Raw genomic sequence first — 16,229 nt, forward strand, 5'->3', positions numbered from 1 at the left:
CCGCGGCGCCGAGGCTTGGTCCATGACGACCTACCCGATCCACACAGTCGATTCGGCACCCGACGGTGCCCGGCAGGCGCTGCGGGGCCTGCAGCAGGCGTTCGGCCTCGTGCCGAACCTTGCCGCCACGATGGCGAACGCGCCGTCGCTGGTGAACGCGTTCGTCGCGGCGTTCGGACAGTTCGGCGGCACCCGCTTCACCGGCGGCGAACGGCAGGTGCTGCTGCTGTCCAACGCCGTGGCGAACCGGTGCGCGTGGGCGGTCGCGTTCCACTCGACGATGGCGCTCAAGGAGGGCGTCGACCCGGGCGTCGTCGACGCGGTCCGGCACGGGCGGCCGCCGGCCGACCCGCGCCTGGCGGCCCTGTCCGCGATCACGGGCCGGCTCATCGAGCGGCGCGGCCACCTCGACGAGGGCGACGTGAAGGCGTTCACCGCGGCAGGCTTCGACGACGTCGCGGTGTTCGAGGTGATCACCGGCCTGGCGGTCTCGACGATGGCGAACTACGCCGGCAACGTGGCCCGGCCGCCGCTCGAGCCGCCGTTGCAGGCGCAGGCGTGGCACGAGCAGCGGTGACGCCGGCACGTCGGCCGGGCTTTGGCGGCGGTGCTACGGTGCGGGCATGGCTGCGCGGCGGGTCCCGGCCGGCGGCGACTGCATCGTGGCGGCGTTCCCCGACACCGACACCGCAGGTCTCGCCGCGGCCGCACAGGCGATCACCACGTCGACCGGTTCGACGGTCGGCACCGCCTTGACCGACGCGCTGGACCCGCGGCACTGGCAGCAGAGCCGCTCGGCGATCGGTGGCCTGCGCCGCCTGGGCGTCGCGGCACTGGCCGCGGCGCCCGCGCTGGCCGGCTGGGTGAGGTTGTGCGCACCCGTGGCGGTCACGGCCGAGGAGCAGTACACCGTGAACGAAGGATTCCTGGCGCTGGCGGAGCTGCGGCGCCTGGCCGTGACCGCGCCCGAGGTGCCGCCCGCCGCGGTCGCCGCGGTGACCGGCTTCCTCGACACGACCTTCGAGGCGTCGCTGACCTCCCTGCTGGCGCCGCCGCTGCGGATCTGGCACCGGGGCGCCCTGGGCTACCTGCGCGGCCTGCACGGCGACCCTGAGCGCCTGCTGCCGCTGCTCCACGGTTTCCTGACGGCGCTGGACGGCCCGCAGGAGGCCGACCCGGACGCGGCGTGGCACGAGTACACCCGGATGGAGCTGGTCTCGGTGATCGCGGACCTCGGGCCACGCCTGGACCGGCTCCGCGTCGAACGCGGCTGGCAGGAGGCGTTCCGACCGGCCCAGCCGCCGGACCGGCCCTCGGGCAGGGCCACGGATCCGGCGACGCCGCCTGGCCTCACGCAGCCGGGCGGCGCCTCGGACCTGGCGCCGCCGGACCTCACGCCGCCGGACAGGGGCGCGGACCTGCTGGCGGAAGGGGCCCTCGACCCTGCGGCGCCGCGGGACGTCGCACCGCCGAACCTCCCACCGCCGGACCTCGCGGCGCGGGAGGTCGCGGCGCAGGGCCGGACTCCTGAGGCGCCGGCGGATCTCACGCAGTGGCTGATCGGTGAGCTGGCGGTGCCGTCGATCGCGCGGCGCCGGGCGGCCTGCGCCGCGCTGGTCACCCTCGGGCCGCGGGCGGCCGGCGCGCTGCCCGCGGTGCTCCGGCTGCTCACCGAGCTGGACGCCGCCCCGCAGGCGGTCGTGGGCGAGCTGCGGGACCAGGCCCTCGCGGCCGCCGTGGCCATCAGCACCCCACCCGCCTGGGACCGATGAGCGCCGGGCACGCCGTGGGCCACCTGCTGCAGCAGTGGCGGCGGACGCGACGGCTGAGCCAGCTCGCCCTCGCCGGCACCGCGAAGGTGTCGCCGCGGCACCTGAGCTTCGTCGAGAGCGGCCGCGCCGCACCGAGCCGCGACATGATCATCATGCTGGCGGCGGCGCTCGACGTGCCGCTGCGGGACCGCAACCAGCTCCTGCTCGCCGGCGGGTTCGCCCCGATCTACCACGAGACGCCGCTGACGGACCCGGCGATGGCACCCATCCAGGGCGCGCTGCGACGGGTGCTGCGCCACCACGAGCCGTTTCCGGCGGTGCTGCTCGACCGGCACTGGAACGTCCTGGCCACGAACGACACCGCCACGGCGATGTTCGCGTTCCTGCTCGCGGGCACCGAGGCGACCCAGCCGCCGAACGTGCTGCGGCTGATCTTCGGCCCGCTGCGCCCGTACGTCACCAACTTCGACGACGTCGGCCCCGGCCTCATCCAGCGGGTGTACCGCGAGGCCGTCGGCGGCGCCGTCGACGCGCGGACAGGGGCGCTGCTGGCCGAGGTCCTCGCGCTGCCGGGGATCCCGGCCGCGTGGCGCCGCCCGGACGTCACCGCCCCGCTGACCCCGATGGTGCCGGTCCGGTTCGCCCGCGACGCCGTCGCCGTCAGCTACTTCTCGATGGTCACGACGGTCGGTACACCCCAGGACGTGACGGCGCAGGAGCTGCGGCTGGAGTCGTTCTTCCCGGTCGACCCGGCCACGGAACACCACCGCTGGCGCTGACAACGTCCGGCGGGCAACCGGGCGTTCCACTCATGAGTCCACCAACGTGACAGCGCCGGCGGCATGAGCATCGGAGGCCCGATGAGCCAGCAGAGGCATCGCACACCGGTGGCGGCCGGCGCGTCGTTGCTGGCGGCGTTCCCGATGCTCACCGTGTTCGACCACGCCACCTGGGCGGTCAGGGCGGTCCTCGTCGTCGCGGCCATGTGCGCCGTGGCCCTGCTGGTCCGCAGCGTCCGCGCACACCGCTGGGCGCCCACCGCCGCCATGGCGCTCGCCGCGCTGCTCGTGCTGACCTGGCAGTTCCGCAGCGGCCGCGAGTACGCCGGGATCCTGCCCTCCCCCGCGACCCTCACCCACTTCGCCGCCCTGCTGCGCACCGCCGCCGTCGACATGGGCAGGTTCGCCGCACCCGTCAGCGACCGCGACGGCCTGCTGTTCGTGGCCGTCCTCGGCGTCGCCGTCGTCGCGCTGCTCGTCGACCTCTTCGCCGTCGTGCTGCGCCGACCGGCCCTGGCGGGGCTGCCCATGCTGGCCGTCTACTCGGTGCCGGTCGCCGCCACCGCGGGCAGCACCAACGGGCTCCCGTTCGTCCTGGGCGCCGTGGGCTTCCTGTGGCTGCTCGGCACCGACAACGTCGACCGGGTCCGCGGCTTCGGCCGCAGGTTCACCGGCGACGGCCGCGACGTCGAGCCCTGGGCGGCCTCGCCCCTTGCCGCGGCCGGCCATCGCCTCGGCGCCGTCGGTGTCGGCCTGGCGGTCCTGATCCCGCTCGTCCCGTTCGCCATGCCCGCCGGTGCCACCGACCGGCTGCGCGGATGGGGCGACGCCGGCACCGGCGGCCGGCCCGTCACCATGCTCGCCGAGTTCGCCGGGCAGCTGCACCAGAGCGCAACGTTCGACATGGTCAGGGTGACGGGCGCGACCGACCCCGAGCCGCACTACCTGCGCCTCAACACGCTCGATGTGCTGACCGACCGCGGCTTCAGCGACCGGCCGGTCACCGCGGGCACGCCACTGCACGAGGGCCTCGCCGGGCCGCCGTGGGACGGCCCGGTCAGCAGCACCGAGTACCGGGCCGAGATCGAGGTCACCGGCGGGCTCGGCGGCGGCTTCCTGCCGATCTACCCCTGGCCGACCGGGATCGGCAACCTCGACGGGAGCTGGACGTTCGACCGCCGGACCACCGTCGTGCACTCCCGGCGGCAGAGCGCGGCACGGCAGCGGTACACGCTCACCTACGTCCGCCCCCGGATCACCGCCGACGACCTGCGCGCCGCGGCACCGCTGGACCCCGGCGACCCGGCGCTCAAGGACCTGCTCGCCGCGCCGCCGAACGCGGTCGTCGCATCCACTGCGGAGCGACTGGTGCGCGGCAAGGCGACCGAGTACGAGAAGGTCGCCGCGATCCACGCGTTCTTCTCCGCGGCCAACGGCTTCGAGTACGACACCGGCGTCGGCCCGGACACCGACATCGCCGCCTTCCTGCGGACCCGGCACGGGTTCTGCGTCCAGTACGCCGCGGCGTTCGGCTGGCTGCTGCGCGCGGCGGGGATCCCGTCGCGGGTCGCGATCGGCTTCGCCCGCGGCACCAGGCGCGGCGGCACGACCACGATGACCAACCACGACCTGCACGCCTGGACCGAGGTGTACTTCCCCGGCTTCGGCTGGCTGCCGTTCGACGCGACCCCGGCGGCGGCCGTCCCCGGCTCGGCGACCACCTCGTACCTGCCGCGCCCGGACACCACGGCCGGCGGGGACGACCCCGGCCGCGGCGGACCTGCCCCGGTCCCCACCGCGGCCGATCCCGGTCCGAGCGGCGGACCGCAGACCGAGCAGCCCGGCCCGGCTGACCCCGGCGGACCCGGCCCCGGCGAGCCCACAGCGGACACGCTGCTCGGCGGCGTGGCGCGGTGGGCGCTCGGCAGCACCCTGGCGCTGCTGCTCCTGCTGTCCCCCGCGATCGCCCGCGCCCGCGTGCGCCGCACCCGGCTGGCACTCGCGACGGCCGCACCACCGGACGACGCGGCCGCGAGGTCCCGCGCTCATCACGCCTGGGACGAGCTCATCGACACCATGCTCGACCACCGGCTGCCCGTCCACGACACCGAGACGCCGCGGGCCACCGTCGAACGCCTCGCCGCCGACGGGCGGCTGGGCACGACCGCCCGGGCGGGTGTACGGCTGCTCACCGACGTCGAGGAGCACGCCCGGTACGCCCAGCACCCGCTCACCAGCCGGGAGCTGCGGGCGGCCCTGGCCGCGGTCCGCACCGACCTCGCCGGGCACGCGTCCGCCGCCACCCGGATCAGGGCCGTCCTGCTGCCGCCGTCGGTGCTGCGCCGCTGGCGGTCCCGCCTCCCGGCTCGCGGGACGACGGCGTTCCCGCCGGTCGGGCCGGTCCGGTGAGGAGGTCCCCGAGCAGGAACCGGCGATGGTCGGCCGCCCCGGCGAGCGGTCCGCCGTCGCACGCCTTCGCTCAACCGTCCGGCACAATGTCGCCGCCGGCCGCCGTGGCACTGCCCGGCGCGGCGCGTTCAACCGGGCGCCGTCGCCGGTTCACCGGTGGCGCGCGGCGAACGCCGTCAGGTCCTCCTCCGTGCCGCTGACCACGATCCGGGTCACGCCTTCCGCGGCCAGCGCGTCGACCTGTTCCGGCGTCAGGGCCGTGGACCCCCACCGGGTGTACTCCAGTGCGTCCGGGTCGCGTCCGGCCCCGGCAGCGGCGGCGCGGGCCAGGTCCAGCTGCCGGCGGCGCTCCTCGGGCGTCAGCAGGCCGCCCGGGAAGTAGCCGTCCCCGCGCCGGCCGGCCCGCCGTGCCGCGGCCGCGCTCGACCCGCCGACGTGGATCGGCAGGCCGGCCGCGCCGTGGGGCTTCGGGAAGCTGCACACCTCGTCGAGGTCGAAGAACTCGCCGTGGTGGCGCACGCCGCGCTCGTCGCCGGCCCACAGCAGCCGCAGCACGTCGATCGCCTCGTCCGCCCGCCGCCCGCGGGTGGCGAAGTCGACGCCCGCCGCGCGGGCCTCGACCGGCAGCGTCCCCAGGCCGACGGTCAGCAGCCGCATCCGGCCCTTCGACAGCACGTCGACGGTCGCCAGCCGCTTCGCCAGCACGACCGGATGGTGGTAGGGCAGCAGCAGCACCGCCGTGCCCAGCAGGATGCGGTCGGTGGCGGCGGCGACGAAGGCCAGCAGGTCCAGCGGATCGCCGTAGGGCAGCGACGGCGGGAGCTCCCCGCCGCCGACGCTGGCGCCCGGGTGCAGGGCGATGTGCTCCGGCACGTACAGCGCCTCGAACCCGCACGCCTCGGCGTGCCGCGCGTAGCGCACGAGCCGGTCGGGGTCGGTGCCGAAGCCCGCCATGCTGTACGACACCGCGAATCTCATGGCCGCGAACGTAAACGTTGCCACCGGCGTCAACGCAACACCGAGCGGCTGCGGCAGGATGCACGTGTGGCCGAGCAGACATGGGACGGGACGACACAGGCGGAGAGTCAGACGCGGCAGCGGCTGGCGGACTGCGCCAAACGCTACGACTGGCCGGAGGTGTTCGCGGTCCTCGACGCCGAGCCGGCGCTGGTCAACTCGGCCCGGCCCGGTGGCACGTCGTGGTTCGCGCCGCTGCACCAGGCCGCGCACGCGGGCGCGACCGTGGCGGTGGTGGAGCGGCTCGTCGGCCTCGGCGCGTGGCGCGGGCTGCGCACCGCCGCCGGGGAGCGGCCCGTGGACCTCGCCCGGCGCGGCAACCACGCGCACCTGCTCGACGTGCTCGAGCCGCCGCGACGGGTCGACGTGCCGGCCGAGACGCTGCGGCGCATCCAGGTGTACTTCCACGCCGTCATCCGGGCACGGGCCAACCATCTCGTCCAGGAGCATTCGCTGCGGTTGCCGGAGCTCGAGGTGCTGCTGGAGCTCGACCAGCCGCAGATGGTCTTCCAGCCGCCGGACATGCACGGGCGGTTCGAGTTCCGGCTCGAACCCGACGGTCCCGCCACCCGGCTCGTCGTCGATGTGTTCGCCGACCGGCACGAGGTGACCGCGACGGAGGTCCGGGTGCGCCAGCAGCCCACCGCGGCCCTGGTACGCGTACCCGACGAGCGGGCCGGCTTCCCGGTACTGGTCACGTTCGCGCACACGTACAACGGCTACGACCTGCACGGCGGGTCGGCGGGGCTGTCCGAACTGGTCATGCCGGTGCAACGCGAGTGGGAGCGGACCGCCGCGCTGCCCAACGACGTGGACCTGCTGCGGGCGTGCCTGTTCTTCCAGCAGCGGTCGCACTACTGGGACGGCGGCCTCTGGGACTTCGAGACGGCACCGTTCGTCGTCGCCCTGCTCAAGTGGATCCGCGCGCTGTCCGGCGGCACCGTGCCGGTGCGGTCCGTGAAACCGGCGCCGTAGGGCCGCTTCGGGGTGCCGTTGATCGGCGGCCACACCGGGCCGCCGCCGGCAGCGACCTCAGACATCTCACGTGCGCCCCGACGAAAGCGACGCTCTTCTCTGGCGCTCGAACACTCGCCGCCCGCCGCGGCCGGTGATGGCGACGGCGGAGATGATCTGTGCGTGCAGCACACGGTGATCGGCGTGCGGGGGCGGTGGCCGGCGCGGGGGACGTCGGGCTGGCGGTGGTGGTCGTGGCGGTGAGCGGGCTCGCGGCGGCCGCGGCGCCGTACCGGCCGGCGGACGGGTTCAGCGTCACGGTGGCGGCCCTCGCGGCGCTCGCGCTGGCGTGGCGGCGGGTCCGGCCGGTGTGGGCGGTGGCCGGCACCGGCGCGGCGGTGGTCCTGCTCACCGCGGCGGGTTACGACGTCGGGGTGGTCCCGTGGGCGACGTGGACGGCGTTGTACAGCTGCGTCGCCGCCGGCACGTTCCGCGAACGGGTGGCCGGAGTGGCCCTGGCCGTCGCCGGTGCCGTCGGCTACCTGGCGGCGACCCCGGACGAGCCGGGCCTGTCCGTCACGACCGGGGTGGTCGTCCCGACGCTGCTGGCGGCGCTCGCCGGCGAGGCGGTGCGCACCCGCCGGGCGTACGCCGCCGAGCTCGAGGCACGTCACGCCGCGCTGGAGCGCGCGCAGGTGCTGGAGCGGGCCCAGGTGCTGCTGGAAGGAGCGGGCGCGGCTCGCCGGGGAGCTGCACGACGCCGTCGGGCACGCGGTCAACGTCATGGTGATGCAGGCCGGTGTGGCGCATCGGGTGTTCGACTCCAACCCGGGGTACGGCCGGGAGGCGACATGATCACGGTGCTGCTGGCCGACGACGACGCCCTGATCCGCACCGGGCTGCGGGTGCTGCTGCAGGCCGAGGACGGCATCGAGGCGGCCGACGGGGAGCAGGCGGTCTCGCTCGCCCGGCAGCTGCGGCCCGACGTGGTCGTGATGGACGTCCGGATGCCGGTGCGCGACGGCCTGTGGGCCACCCGGGAGATCGTCTCCTGGCTGGAGCCGCGGCCGCGGGTGCTGGTGCTGACGACGTTCGACCTCGACGAGGTCGTCGACGACGCGTTGCACGCCGGCGCCGACGGGTTCCTGCTCAAGATGAGCTCCTCGCCGAGCAGGTAGTTGAACAGGATCAGCGGCGGCAGGACGCCGAGCAGCCACCACTGGCCCTTCGCCGGTTCGGCGAGGTTCTCGATCAGCGCGTAGTCCGGCGGTGCCAGGAACGGCAGCGCCCGGACCCAGGCGTCGTTGAGCCAGTCGAGCACGCCGAGGTTGTCCCAGGCGAAGAGGAACAGGATCGCCGGCACCGCCAGCCACAGCAGCCGGGCCGCCGGCCGGGCCGTCCGGGGCCGCACGGGGAGGTTCAGCCACAGCCTGCGCCGCAGGCCGGCCCAGGTGAACGGGCGTACCTCACGGCGCAGGATCAGCAGCGCCAGGACGCCCTGCCAGACCAGGCCACCGGTGATCAGCACCAGGTACGCGAACCCGGGGTGGACGTCGAGGTGCGGCACGAGCAGCGGCATGACGACCCAGAGGATCAGTCCCATCGGCAGGGCCGCCGCCGCCCAGATCCCGAGGATCTGTCCGATGCTGTACTGTCCGCCGAAATCCTGCGCGGCGCGGGCCGCCGCCGGTTCGACGTGTGTCGTTTCCATGGTGTGATCGTCGGGCGGGCCGGTCCGCGGGGCATCCCCGCGCGAGTGCATCGGGTTACCTCGCACGAGGGCATCGAGAGGAGCGCACATGGACGACAGGGCCGCCGTGGTCGCGACGGTGACGGACTACTTCGAGGGCTGGTTCGACGGTGACGCCGCACGGATGGAGCGCGCCCTGCACCCGGCGCTGGCGAAGACCGGCGTCAGAGCCGGCCCGGCCGGGGAGCTGCTCACGGAGTCGATGGGCGCCGCGGACATGATCGGCTGGACCCGCGAGGGCGAGGGCGTGGCGCGCAAACCGGCCGACTTCGGCTTCGACGTCACGGTCAACGAGATCTACCACGACATCGCGACCGTCACCGTGCACAGCCCGGTCTACCGGGAATACCTGCATCTCACCAGGACCGCGGACGGGTGGCGGATCCTCAACGCGCTCTACATGAACGTCCTGGAGAGCTGACCGCCGGCCAGCTCTGGCGGGCCGCGGCGGCGCTGCTGCCCGGCGGGATCGACGTCCTCCTCGAGTTCGTCCCGGGCGACGACCCGGCGCTCGTCGCGCCGGAGGCCGCCGCGCTGCGCCGGATCCTGACCGGCGCTCAGGCGCGGAACGTCCGGCGGTAGGTCTCCGGCGGCACGCCGAGCTGCTGGTTGAAGTGCCGGCGCAGGGTCGTCGCGGTGCCCATGCCGGTCCGCGCCGCGATCTGCTCGACGCTGAGGTCCGAGGTCTCCAGCAGCTCCTGCGCGCGGTGTACCCGCTGGGTCAGCAGCCAGCGCAGCGGGCTGAGGCCGGTCACGGCGTGGAAGTGGCGGGCGAGGTGGCGCTCGCTCATCCCGGCCTCGCGGGCGAGGTCCCGCACGGTCAGCGGCTGCCCGATGCGCTCCAGCGCCCACGGCAGCAGGCCGGCGAGCGCGTGGCCCGGGCCGTGCGTGACCGCGGCGGGGATGTACTGCCCGCCCGCCCTGCCGGTGCGGCGGCACCACGAGCGTGCGGGCGAGGGCGTTGGCGACCGCCGCGCCATGGTCGCGGCGCACCAGGTGCAGGCACAGGTCCATGCCGGCCGCCTTGCCCGCCGACGTCAGCACGTCGCCGTCGTCGATGTAGAGCACGCCGGCGTCGACCTGCACCGCGGGATGACGCTCCTGCAGCAGCTCGGTGTGCGCCCAGTGGGTGGTCGCCCGCCGGCCGTCGAGGAGCCCGGCCTCGGCGAGCACGAACGCGCCGGTGCACAGCGACGCCACCCGGGCGCCGGCCGCGTGGGCCGCCCGGACGGCGGCGACGAGCGCCGGCGGCTGCGGCGCCTCGTGGTCGCGGCACGACGGGACGATCACGGTGTCGGCGGCCGCCAGGGCGTCCAGTCCGTGCCGGATGCCGGCGGTGAGCCACCCGCCGACGGCAGCGCCGTCCTCGCCGCAGACACTGAAGTCGTACCAGGACCGGGTCAGCCCCCGGTCGACGCCGAAGACCTCGCACGCCGCGGCCAGCTCGAACAGCGGCGTGCCGTCCGTGACGGCCAGGGCGACGGATCGCATGTCCGAAACTGTACGTGGTACGTCGTTCCGGACACTGGCCGCACCGGATCACCGCGACGACGCTGGACGTCATGAACAACAAGCAGCGAATCGCAGTCCTCGGCGCCAGCGGTCACACGGGCGGCTTCGTCGTCGCCGAGCTCCGGCGGCGGGGCATGACGCCGGTCCCGTGCGGGCGCACGACCGACCTGGACGTGGCGTTGCGGGCCGCCGACGCCGTCATCAACTGCGCCGGGCCGTTCGTGGCCACCGCCGCACCGGCGATCGAGGCCGCGATCCGCGCCGGGATCCCGTACCTCGACGTCACCGCCGAGATCGAGGTCGTGGCCGACACCTTCGCCGCCTACGCCGGCGCCGCCGTCCCGATCGTGCCGGCCGCGGCGTTCTACGGCGGCCTCGGTGACCTGCTCGCCACCGCGGCGCTCGGCGACTGGCCGGCCGCCGACGAGATCACCATCGCCTACGCCCTCAGCAGCTGGCACCCGACCCGCGGCACCACCGCGACGGGCCGCGTCTCCGCGCAGCGCCGCGACGGCCGGCGGATCGCGTACACCGGCGGCCGGCTGCAGCACCTGACCGGCGACGCGCCCGACACGTCGTGGACGTTCCCGGCGCCCGTCGGGCAGCGGCCGGTCGTCGGCGAGTTCACGATGGCCGACAGCGCCACCATCCCCACCCACCTGGACGTGCCGGAGATCGCCACGTACATGACCCGTAACGCCGTGCAGGACCTGCGCGCCCCGGACCCGTCGGCCCCCGTCGCGGTCGACGCCCAGGGCCGCTCGGCGCAGACGTTCCTGGTCGAGGTCGTCGCGCGCTCCGGCGGGATGCAGCGCCGCGCGGTGGCGAGCGGTCGCGACATCTACGCGGTCACCGCGCCGCTCGTGGTCGAGGCCGCCTCGCTGGTACTGGCCGGCGAAGGCGCCTCCACGGGGGTCGCCTCGCTCGGCGCCCGCTTCGACGCCAAGGCGTTCCTGGGCGCGCTGAGCCCCCGGCACCTGACCCTCGGCTGACGCAGTGACGGCCGCGGCTCAGAACGGATCGAGTCGCAGGCGGGCGAGGTCGGCGGCCATCATGAGGGCGCTGACCGCCACGTATTCGTTGGCTGGCTCGCCCGCGTCGCCCTCCGGGCCGCACAGCCAGGCGTCGATCTGCTCCAGGTCGACGCCGTCGACCGCCTGGACGAGGTTGTCGAGCTCGATCGGCGCGGCGTCGTCGATCGCGTCCACCCGGAACACGTCGTCGGAGATGCCCCACCGGCGCGCCGGTGCCAGCAGCGACCGCAGCGGCGCCGGGACGCGCCCGGGATCGAGGTCGACGACCCAGACGCCGCACCACGCGCACGCCGGCTCGTCGGCCGGTGAGTCCCGGCGGCATCGCCAGCAGTTCAGCGTCACGCCGGTGATCCTGGCGGGACACTGCTCGATCCGCAACCGCCGAAGCGCCTTTCCTGTCAGGCGGTCTGCCGCTTGCGCAGCGCCTCGACGGCCTTGTCGGCGTGGGCGTCCATCCGGATCTCGCTCTTGATGACGGCCAGGATCCGCCGGTCGGTGTCGATGACGAACGTGATCCGCGCCGTCGGGGTGAGCCCGAGCGGCCCTCGTTTGACCCCGAACTGTGCCCGCACCACGCCGTCCGGGTCGGACAGCAGCGGATACCCGAGCCGGTGCCTGGTGGCGAACTCGGCCTGCCGCTCGACGGTGTCGCCGCTGATGCCGACCGGCTGCCCGCCGACGGCCTTGAGCTCGGTCGTGATGTCGCGGAAGTGGCAGGCCTCGGCCGTGCAGCCGGTGCTCAGGGCCGCGGGGTAGAAGAACAGGACCACCGGCCCGTCCGCGAGCAGCCCCGTCAGCGACCGGGTCACACCCTGGTCGTCCGCCAGCTCGAAGTCCTCGACGATGTCGCCGACGTCCATGTCAACCGCCCTTTCGTCCCCGCCCGCCAAGATCCGCGGCGGGATGGTCCATCCTGTTCGCTCGCTGGCCCGGGACGCAACTCGGCGCCGTCACCCGGCGCTGCCCGACCACGCCGCAACGGTTCGCCGCCCGCTACGAACGGACGCGCCGACCGGGGTGCACCCGCCACCTCCCGGAACAGTGCCAGACCCGCGCCGGCACGCGTCCGGGCGGCCGTTGCGTGCCTACAGTCCCGGCATGATCAGATCCCAGCAGCCGGGGCGCGGTGCGGTGGCGGTGCTGTCGGCGACCGCCGTGACGGCCTTCACCGTGCTCGTCGCGCTGCTGCTGTCCCTGTACGCGCCCGCCACCGCGCACGGCGCCGCCGGACTCACCCTCACCGGGCCGGTCGTCCGGCCCGGCGAGAGCCCCCTCGACGCGATCCGGGACGTCCTGGCCCGGCAGTCGGAGGCGCTGCTGCGCGGCGATCGCGACGGCTACCTGCGGGCGATCCCGGTGGAGCGGCAGGAGCTGCGCGAGCAGGCCGGCCAGCGGTTCGACTCGCTCACCGCGCTGCACGTGCGGCGGTGGACCCTGACCGCGACCACCATGCCCGAGCGGTACGGCGACGGGTGGCGGCAGGCGGTCGGCGTCGCCTACTGCTTCGGCGCGGACGACTGCACGACGGTCGACCTGCGCGTCGACACGGCATGGTCGGTGGCGCGTGGACGGCTCCAGCTCGTCGCGTACGAGCAGACGACCCGTCCGTGGGACACCACCAGGCTGACGGCGAAGGTGGGCGCCCGGGTCACCGTCGCCGGGCCGGCCGACGGTGAGCAGGTCTCACCCGCGACGCTGGACCTGGTGCTGCACGCCGCCGAGGCCGCCGCACCGATCGACGACCGCTTCGCCACCTCGTTCGAGGGCCCGCCGCAGCGGTACTTCGTGTACGTCGCCGGCGACGCGCAGTGGCTCCGCTGGTACGACGGCACCACCAGGTCCTACTCCGCCGCGTACGCCATGCCGCTGCAGCCGGGCGCGACCGACGTGGTCCTCAACGTCCGCGACGTCAGGTCCGACGCCGGCGCGACGCTGCTGCTGACCCACGAGTTCGCCCACGTGGTGACGCTCGGCGGCACGGTCCCGCCGGCCCAGGCGTTCTGGCTGACCGAGGGCATCGCCGAGTACATCGCCGACGGCGACGGCGCGGCCACGCGCCAGAACCTGCCGGCGGTGCGCGGCTATGTGACGGACGGCCGGTGGGACGGTTCGGTGACCCCGGCCCGGCCGGCGAAGGACGCGTCGCTGGACGACGCCACGGCCCGGTACGGCATCGCCCTGCTCGCCGTGCGGTACCTGGCGCAGCGGTACGGCGAGCCGAAGCTGCTCGCGTTCTTCACCGAGGTCGTGCGCCGCCGCCAGCCCCTGGACGCCGCGTCGCAGTCGGTGTTCGGCACCGACTGGCAGAGCGTCTCGAAGGACGCGGCGGCATCGGTCCGCGCCGCCGCGACCGCGTGAACGCCCATTGCGGACGGTCGATAGCATCGCGGCTGCCTCCGGGAAGGGAGCCAGTCTTGCGACCGATCGGACTCGCGCTGCTGCTCGTCGTGGCCGCGCTCACCGGGTGTTCGGGCGGCACCGCCGACCCGGCGCCCGCACCCCAGACCCGGACCCAGTCCCAGCCGCCGGCCCCGACGCAGGCGGCCGCGGCGGCGTCACCGGTGCCCGGCTGCGAGTTCTACCAGGCCGCCGACGCGAAGGCGGTGCTCGGCGCCGAGGTCGGGCCCGCGAAGTTCACCGACAACGAGCCGGGCAAGACCGACACGAAGTTCACCTCGTGCGTGTACTGGACCGCGGACGGCCAGCGCTACGCCAACGTCGGCTATCGCAGGGCACTGACCGAGGCCGGCGGCGCAGACAACCGGTCCCAGTTCAAGAACCAGCGCACGCCCGACGCGATCGCCATCCCGGGGCTCGGCAGCGACGCGTACTGGGACACCCCGAACGGTCAGATCCTCGTGCTGGTCGGCGACGCCCTGCTCGTCGTCTCCACCGGCGTCAAGGACGCCCCGAAGACCGGCCGCAGCCGCCCCGACACCGAGAAGCTCGCCACGCTCGTCGTCTCCCACCTGCCGAGGTAGTCACCCGGCATAGAGCCGGATCTCCTTCGGACCGTCGGTGTCCTCGATGCCGTCCGCGCCGGTCACCGCCCAGCCGGGGCCGGCGCCGAGCAGGTAGCCGCTGTCATCGGCGATCCAGTCCAGCCGGCCGGAGCCGAGGTCGATGACCCGCAGCACGTTGCGGGCCTTGCCGCCGACGCCGCTCGGAACGAAGTAGTACTGGTACAGGAGCCGGTCGCCGGTCGCGGTGACCCGGTCCAGCCCGACCGGCCTGCCGAAGCTCTCGGGCACCGCCGATTCCCAGCGGCGCCCGCCGTCGGCCGGGTCGAGACCGACGAGGCTCCCATTGCCGCCGTTGCGGGCGACGACGCACCGGTCCGTGAGGGCGAGCGCGTGCAGGTCCGGTCCGCCGGTCCACCGGACCCGGCCGCCGGCGAGCTCCACCAGCTGGACCCGTGCGCCGGCGGTCGTCACCGCCATCGTCGCGCCGGTGACCAGGGGCGCCCAGGCGGACCGCTCGCACTGCATGTGGCCGGCCCAGACGCCTTCCGGGAGGTGCCACTGCCCGGCCGCGGCGGTCCACGTGACCTGCCCGGCGCGGACGTCGTACGCGGAGACGGTGACGTCGCATCCGTCCGCTTCCAGGTCCCACGCGAGCATGGTGCGGGCGCCGACGATCCAGGTCGTCAGGTCGGGCATCGGGTAGCCGCCGACCGGGTCTCCGGTGGTGATGTCGCGGATCGTCACCTTCCAGGTGCCGTCCTGGGCGCGGCCCTCCCGGACCAGGACCACCTCCGCCGCCCGGGTCGCCATCGACTCGGCGCGCTGGTTGCCGCCCAGCACCATCGGCGAGCCGAGCACCTCCACGGTTTCGAAGGACTGCTCCCAGCCGGCCGGCCGCGGGTAGCTGCGCTGCCACCGCTGGCCGCCGGTGGTCATGTCGCGGGCGGTGATGCTGCACTGGGCCGCCGTCGCGGGGCAGTCGTTCACCACCAACGTCGAGGTGGTGACGGCCACGTCCCCGGTGAACGCCTGCGCGTAGCGCTCCTCACCCGTGACCAGGTCGTACAGCTTGACGGACTCCCGCGAGAACGTGGCGACGCCGCCGGCGCCGGTGCGCACCCGGCGGTGCCGTTCGAGCGGCCGGTGCCAGCGGATCCGGCCGTCGGCCTTGTCCAGCACGACGAGTTGGGTCTCCCCCTGCACCAGCACGGCGTCGCCGGCCACCATCGCGTCGCGGACCGGGCCGGTGCCGTCGACCAGCCGGGACCAGGTCGCCGCGCGCTTCGTGCCCTCCGGCTCGGACGGCTCCTGCCCGCCGCGCAGGATCCACCAGACGAAACCGGCGAACGCCACCACGACCACCAGCAGCACCGACAGCAGGATGCGCGCGACACGAGCCATGGTTTCCCCCAAACCGGATCGAACCATCGATCGTAGTCATCCCGTGCACCCTCACCGGCCGGTGCGGAAGATGACGACGAGGACCCGCAGTGCCAGGATCGCCGCGACCGCCAGCAGGTGGTAACCGAACAGCGCGTACAGCGACAGCGTCGCCGTCACCATCGGCCCGCCGGGGGTGCCGAGCAGCATCACCGCCATGATGCCCGCGACCCCGCCGAGCACGGTCAACAGCACCTGGTGGACGAGCGCGCTGACGTGCCGCCGGTCGCGTTCGTCGGCGAACAGCCGCACGTTGACGCCGAGCCGCCCGCGCTCCAGCGCCGAGGCGATCCGGTCGACCCGCCGGGGCAGCCTGCGCAGCACCGGCACCAGCGTGGTGAGCTCCTCGTCGACCTTGTCGGGGCGGGCCACGACGCCGAGCAGCGCGTCGGTGGCGCCCGCCGGGTCGCCGCGGTCCAGGGCCAGCAGCAACCGTTGCAGCGCCTCGCGGACGCCGCCGTCGAGCCGGCCGACGGAGCCGAAGTCGAGCAGCCCGAGCCGGCCGTCGGTGAGCAGCAGGACGTTGCCGGGGTGCGGGTCGGCGTGGAAGACACCGGCGACCAGGATCTGCCGCAGCACGCAGAACAGCAGGGTCCGGG

The 16,229-nt window shown here is 74.6% G+C and carries 16 protein-coding genes and 3 pseudogenes; 13 read left to right on the forward strand and 6 right to left on the reverse strand.

Annotated features, from left to right (window positions below; translation table 11 throughout):
* Positions 1-22 precede the first annotated feature (22 nt).
* The 4 genes from OHA72_RS53945 to OHA72_RS53960 all read left to right on the forward strand — a co-directional run bounded on the left by OHA72_RS53945 (position 23) and on the right by OHA72_RS53960 (position 4,960).
* Positions 23-577, forward strand: a complete 555-nt coding sequence (locus tag OHA72_RS53945; protein ID WP_327003883.1) for a carboxymuconolactone decarboxylase family protein — start codon at positions 23-25, stop codon at positions 575-577.
* A gap of 46 nt (positions 578-623) precedes the next feature.
* Positions 624-1,772, forward strand: coding sequence for a hypothetical protein (locus OHA72_RS53950; protein ID WP_327003884.1), 1,149 nt, complete (start codon positions 624-626; stop codon positions 1,770-1,772).
* Entirely contained in the window at positions 1,769-2,551 is a 783-nt protein-coding gene (locus OHA72_RS53955; RefSeq protein WP_327003885.1) for a helix-turn-helix domain-containing protein, read from the forward strand. Before OHA72_RS53950 ends, OHA72_RS53955 begins: the two co-directional genes overlap by 4 nt.
* A gap of 81 nt (positions 2,552-2,632) precedes the next feature.
* A complete protein-coding gene (locus OHA72_RS53960; protein ID WP_327003886.1) occupies positions 2,633-4,960 on the forward strand; it encodes a transglutaminase TgpA family protein in 2,328 nt (775 codons plus the stop codon).
* Between the two features lie 150 nt (positions 4,961-5,110).
* Here OHA72_RS53960 and OHA72_RS53965 read toward each other — a convergent pair whose 3' ends face one another.
* A complete protein-coding gene (locus tag OHA72_RS53965) occupies positions 5,111-5,938 on the reverse strand; it encodes a TIGR03619 family F420-dependent LLM class oxidoreductase (protein ID WP_327003887.1) in 828 nt (275 codons plus the stop codon).
* Between the two features lie 66 nt (positions 5,939-6,004).
* Here OHA72_RS53965 and OHA72_RS53970 point away from each other — a divergent pair, with 66 nt between their 5' ends.
* The 6 genes and pseudogenes from OHA72_RS53970 to OHA72_RS53985 all read left to right on the forward strand — a co-directional run bounded on the left by OHA72_RS53970 (position 6,005) and on the right by OHA72_RS53985 (position 9,263).
* Positions 6,005-6,952, forward strand: a complete 948-nt coding sequence (locus OHA72_RS53970) for an ankyrin repeat domain-containing protein (protein WP_327003888.1) — start codon at positions 6,005-6,007, stop codon at positions 6,950-6,952.
* Between the two features lie 239 nt (positions 6,953-7,191).
* Positions 7,192-7,515, forward strand: a pseudogene (locus OHA72_RS65335) (DUF7134 domain-containing protein); the annotation flags it as partial.
* A gap of 199 nt (positions 7,516-7,714) precedes the next feature.
* Positions 7,715-7,786, forward strand: coding sequence for a hypothetical protein (locus OHA72_RS65340; RefSeq protein WP_442788786.1), 72 nt, complete (start codon positions 7,715-7,717; stop codon positions 7,784-7,786).
* Positions 7,783-8,085, forward strand: a pseudogene (locus OHA72_RS53975) (response regulator); the annotation flags it as partial. The gene OHA72_RS65340 and the pseudogene OHA72_RS53975, both read left to right, overlap by 4 nt.
* Before the next feature lie 645 nt (positions 8,086-8,730).
* Positions 8,731-9,102 carry a nuclear transport factor 2 family protein gene (locus tag OHA72_RS53980; RefSeq protein WP_327003889.1) on the forward strand — a complete coding sequence of 124 codons (372 nt, stop codon included), beginning with the start codon at positions 8,731-8,733 and terminating at the stop codon, positions 9,100-9,102.
* Entirely contained in the window at positions 9,057-9,263 is a 207-nt protein-coding gene (locus tag OHA72_RS53985) for a hypothetical protein (protein WP_327003890.1), read from the forward strand. The genes OHA72_RS53980 and OHA72_RS53985 overlap by 46 nt, the downstream gene beginning before the upstream one ends.
* Here OHA72_RS53985 and OHA72_RS65345 read toward each other — a convergent pair.
* Positions 9,239-10,172, reverse strand: a pseudogene (locus OHA72_RS65345) (helix-turn-helix domain-containing protein). The gene OHA72_RS53985 and the pseudogene OHA72_RS65345 sit on opposite strands and share 25 nt — an antisense overlap.
* 71 nt (positions 10,173-10,243) lie before the next feature.
* Here OHA72_RS65345 and OHA72_RS54000 point away from each other — a divergent pair.
* Positions 10,244-11,185 carry a saccharopine dehydrogenase family protein gene (locus OHA72_RS54000; protein ID WP_327003892.1) on the forward strand — a complete coding sequence of 314 codons (942 nt, stop codon included), beginning with the start codon at positions 10,244-10,246 and terminating at the stop codon, positions 11,183-11,185.
* An 18-nt stretch (positions 11,186-11,203) separates the two neighbouring features.
* On the opposite strand, the gene OHA72_RS54005 is transcribed toward OHA72_RS54000, so the two are convergent.
* A complete protein-coding gene (locus OHA72_RS54005) occupies positions 11,204-11,569 on the reverse strand; it encodes a hypothetical protein (RefSeq protein ID WP_327003893.1) in 366 nt (121 codons plus the stop codon).
* A 56-nt stretch (positions 11,570-11,625) separates the two neighbouring features.
* Positions 11,626-12,087, reverse strand: a complete 462-nt coding sequence (locus tag OHA72_RS54010) for a peroxiredoxin (RefSeq protein ID WP_327003894.1) — start codon at positions 12,085-12,087, stop codon at positions 11,626-11,628.
* 238 nt (positions 12,088-12,325) lie between these two features.
* Between OHA72_RS54010 and OHA72_RS54015 the strand changes: the two genes are divergently transcribed.
* Together OHA72_RS54015 and OHA72_RS54020 are read left to right on the forward strand one after the other, a co-directional pair.
* Positions 12,326-13,585, forward strand: coding sequence for a hypothetical protein (locus OHA72_RS54015; protein WP_327003895.1), 1,260 nt, complete (start codon positions 12,326-12,328; stop codon positions 13,583-13,585).
* 56 nt (positions 13,586-13,641) lie between these two features.
* Entirely contained in the window at positions 13,642-14,208 is a 567-nt protein-coding gene (locus OHA72_RS54020; RefSeq protein WP_327003896.1) for a hypothetical protein, read from the forward strand.
* Here the strand turns inward: OHA72_RS54020 and OHA72_RS54025 are convergent, their stop codons facing one another.
* Positions 14,209-15,591 carry an outer membrane protein assembly factor BamB family protein gene (locus tag OHA72_RS54025; protein WP_327003897.1) on the reverse strand — a complete coding sequence of 461 codons (1,383 nt, stop codon included), beginning with the start codon at positions 15,589-15,591 and terminating at the stop codon, positions 14,209-14,211.
* 51 nt (positions 15,592-15,642) lie between these two features.
* Complete coding sequence (locus OHA72_RS54030) at positions 15,643-16,209, reverse strand: AarF/UbiB family protein (protein WP_327003898.1); 567 nt, start codon at positions 16,207-16,209, stop codon at positions 15,643-15,645.
* Between the last annotated feature and the right edge of the window lie 20 nt (positions 16,210-16,229).

It is taken from the genome of Dactylosporangium sp. NBC_01737 (assembly GCF_035963215.1).
Taxonomy (GTDB): Bacteria; Actinomycetota; Actinomycetes; order Mycobacteriales; family Micromonosporaceae; genus Dactylosporangium.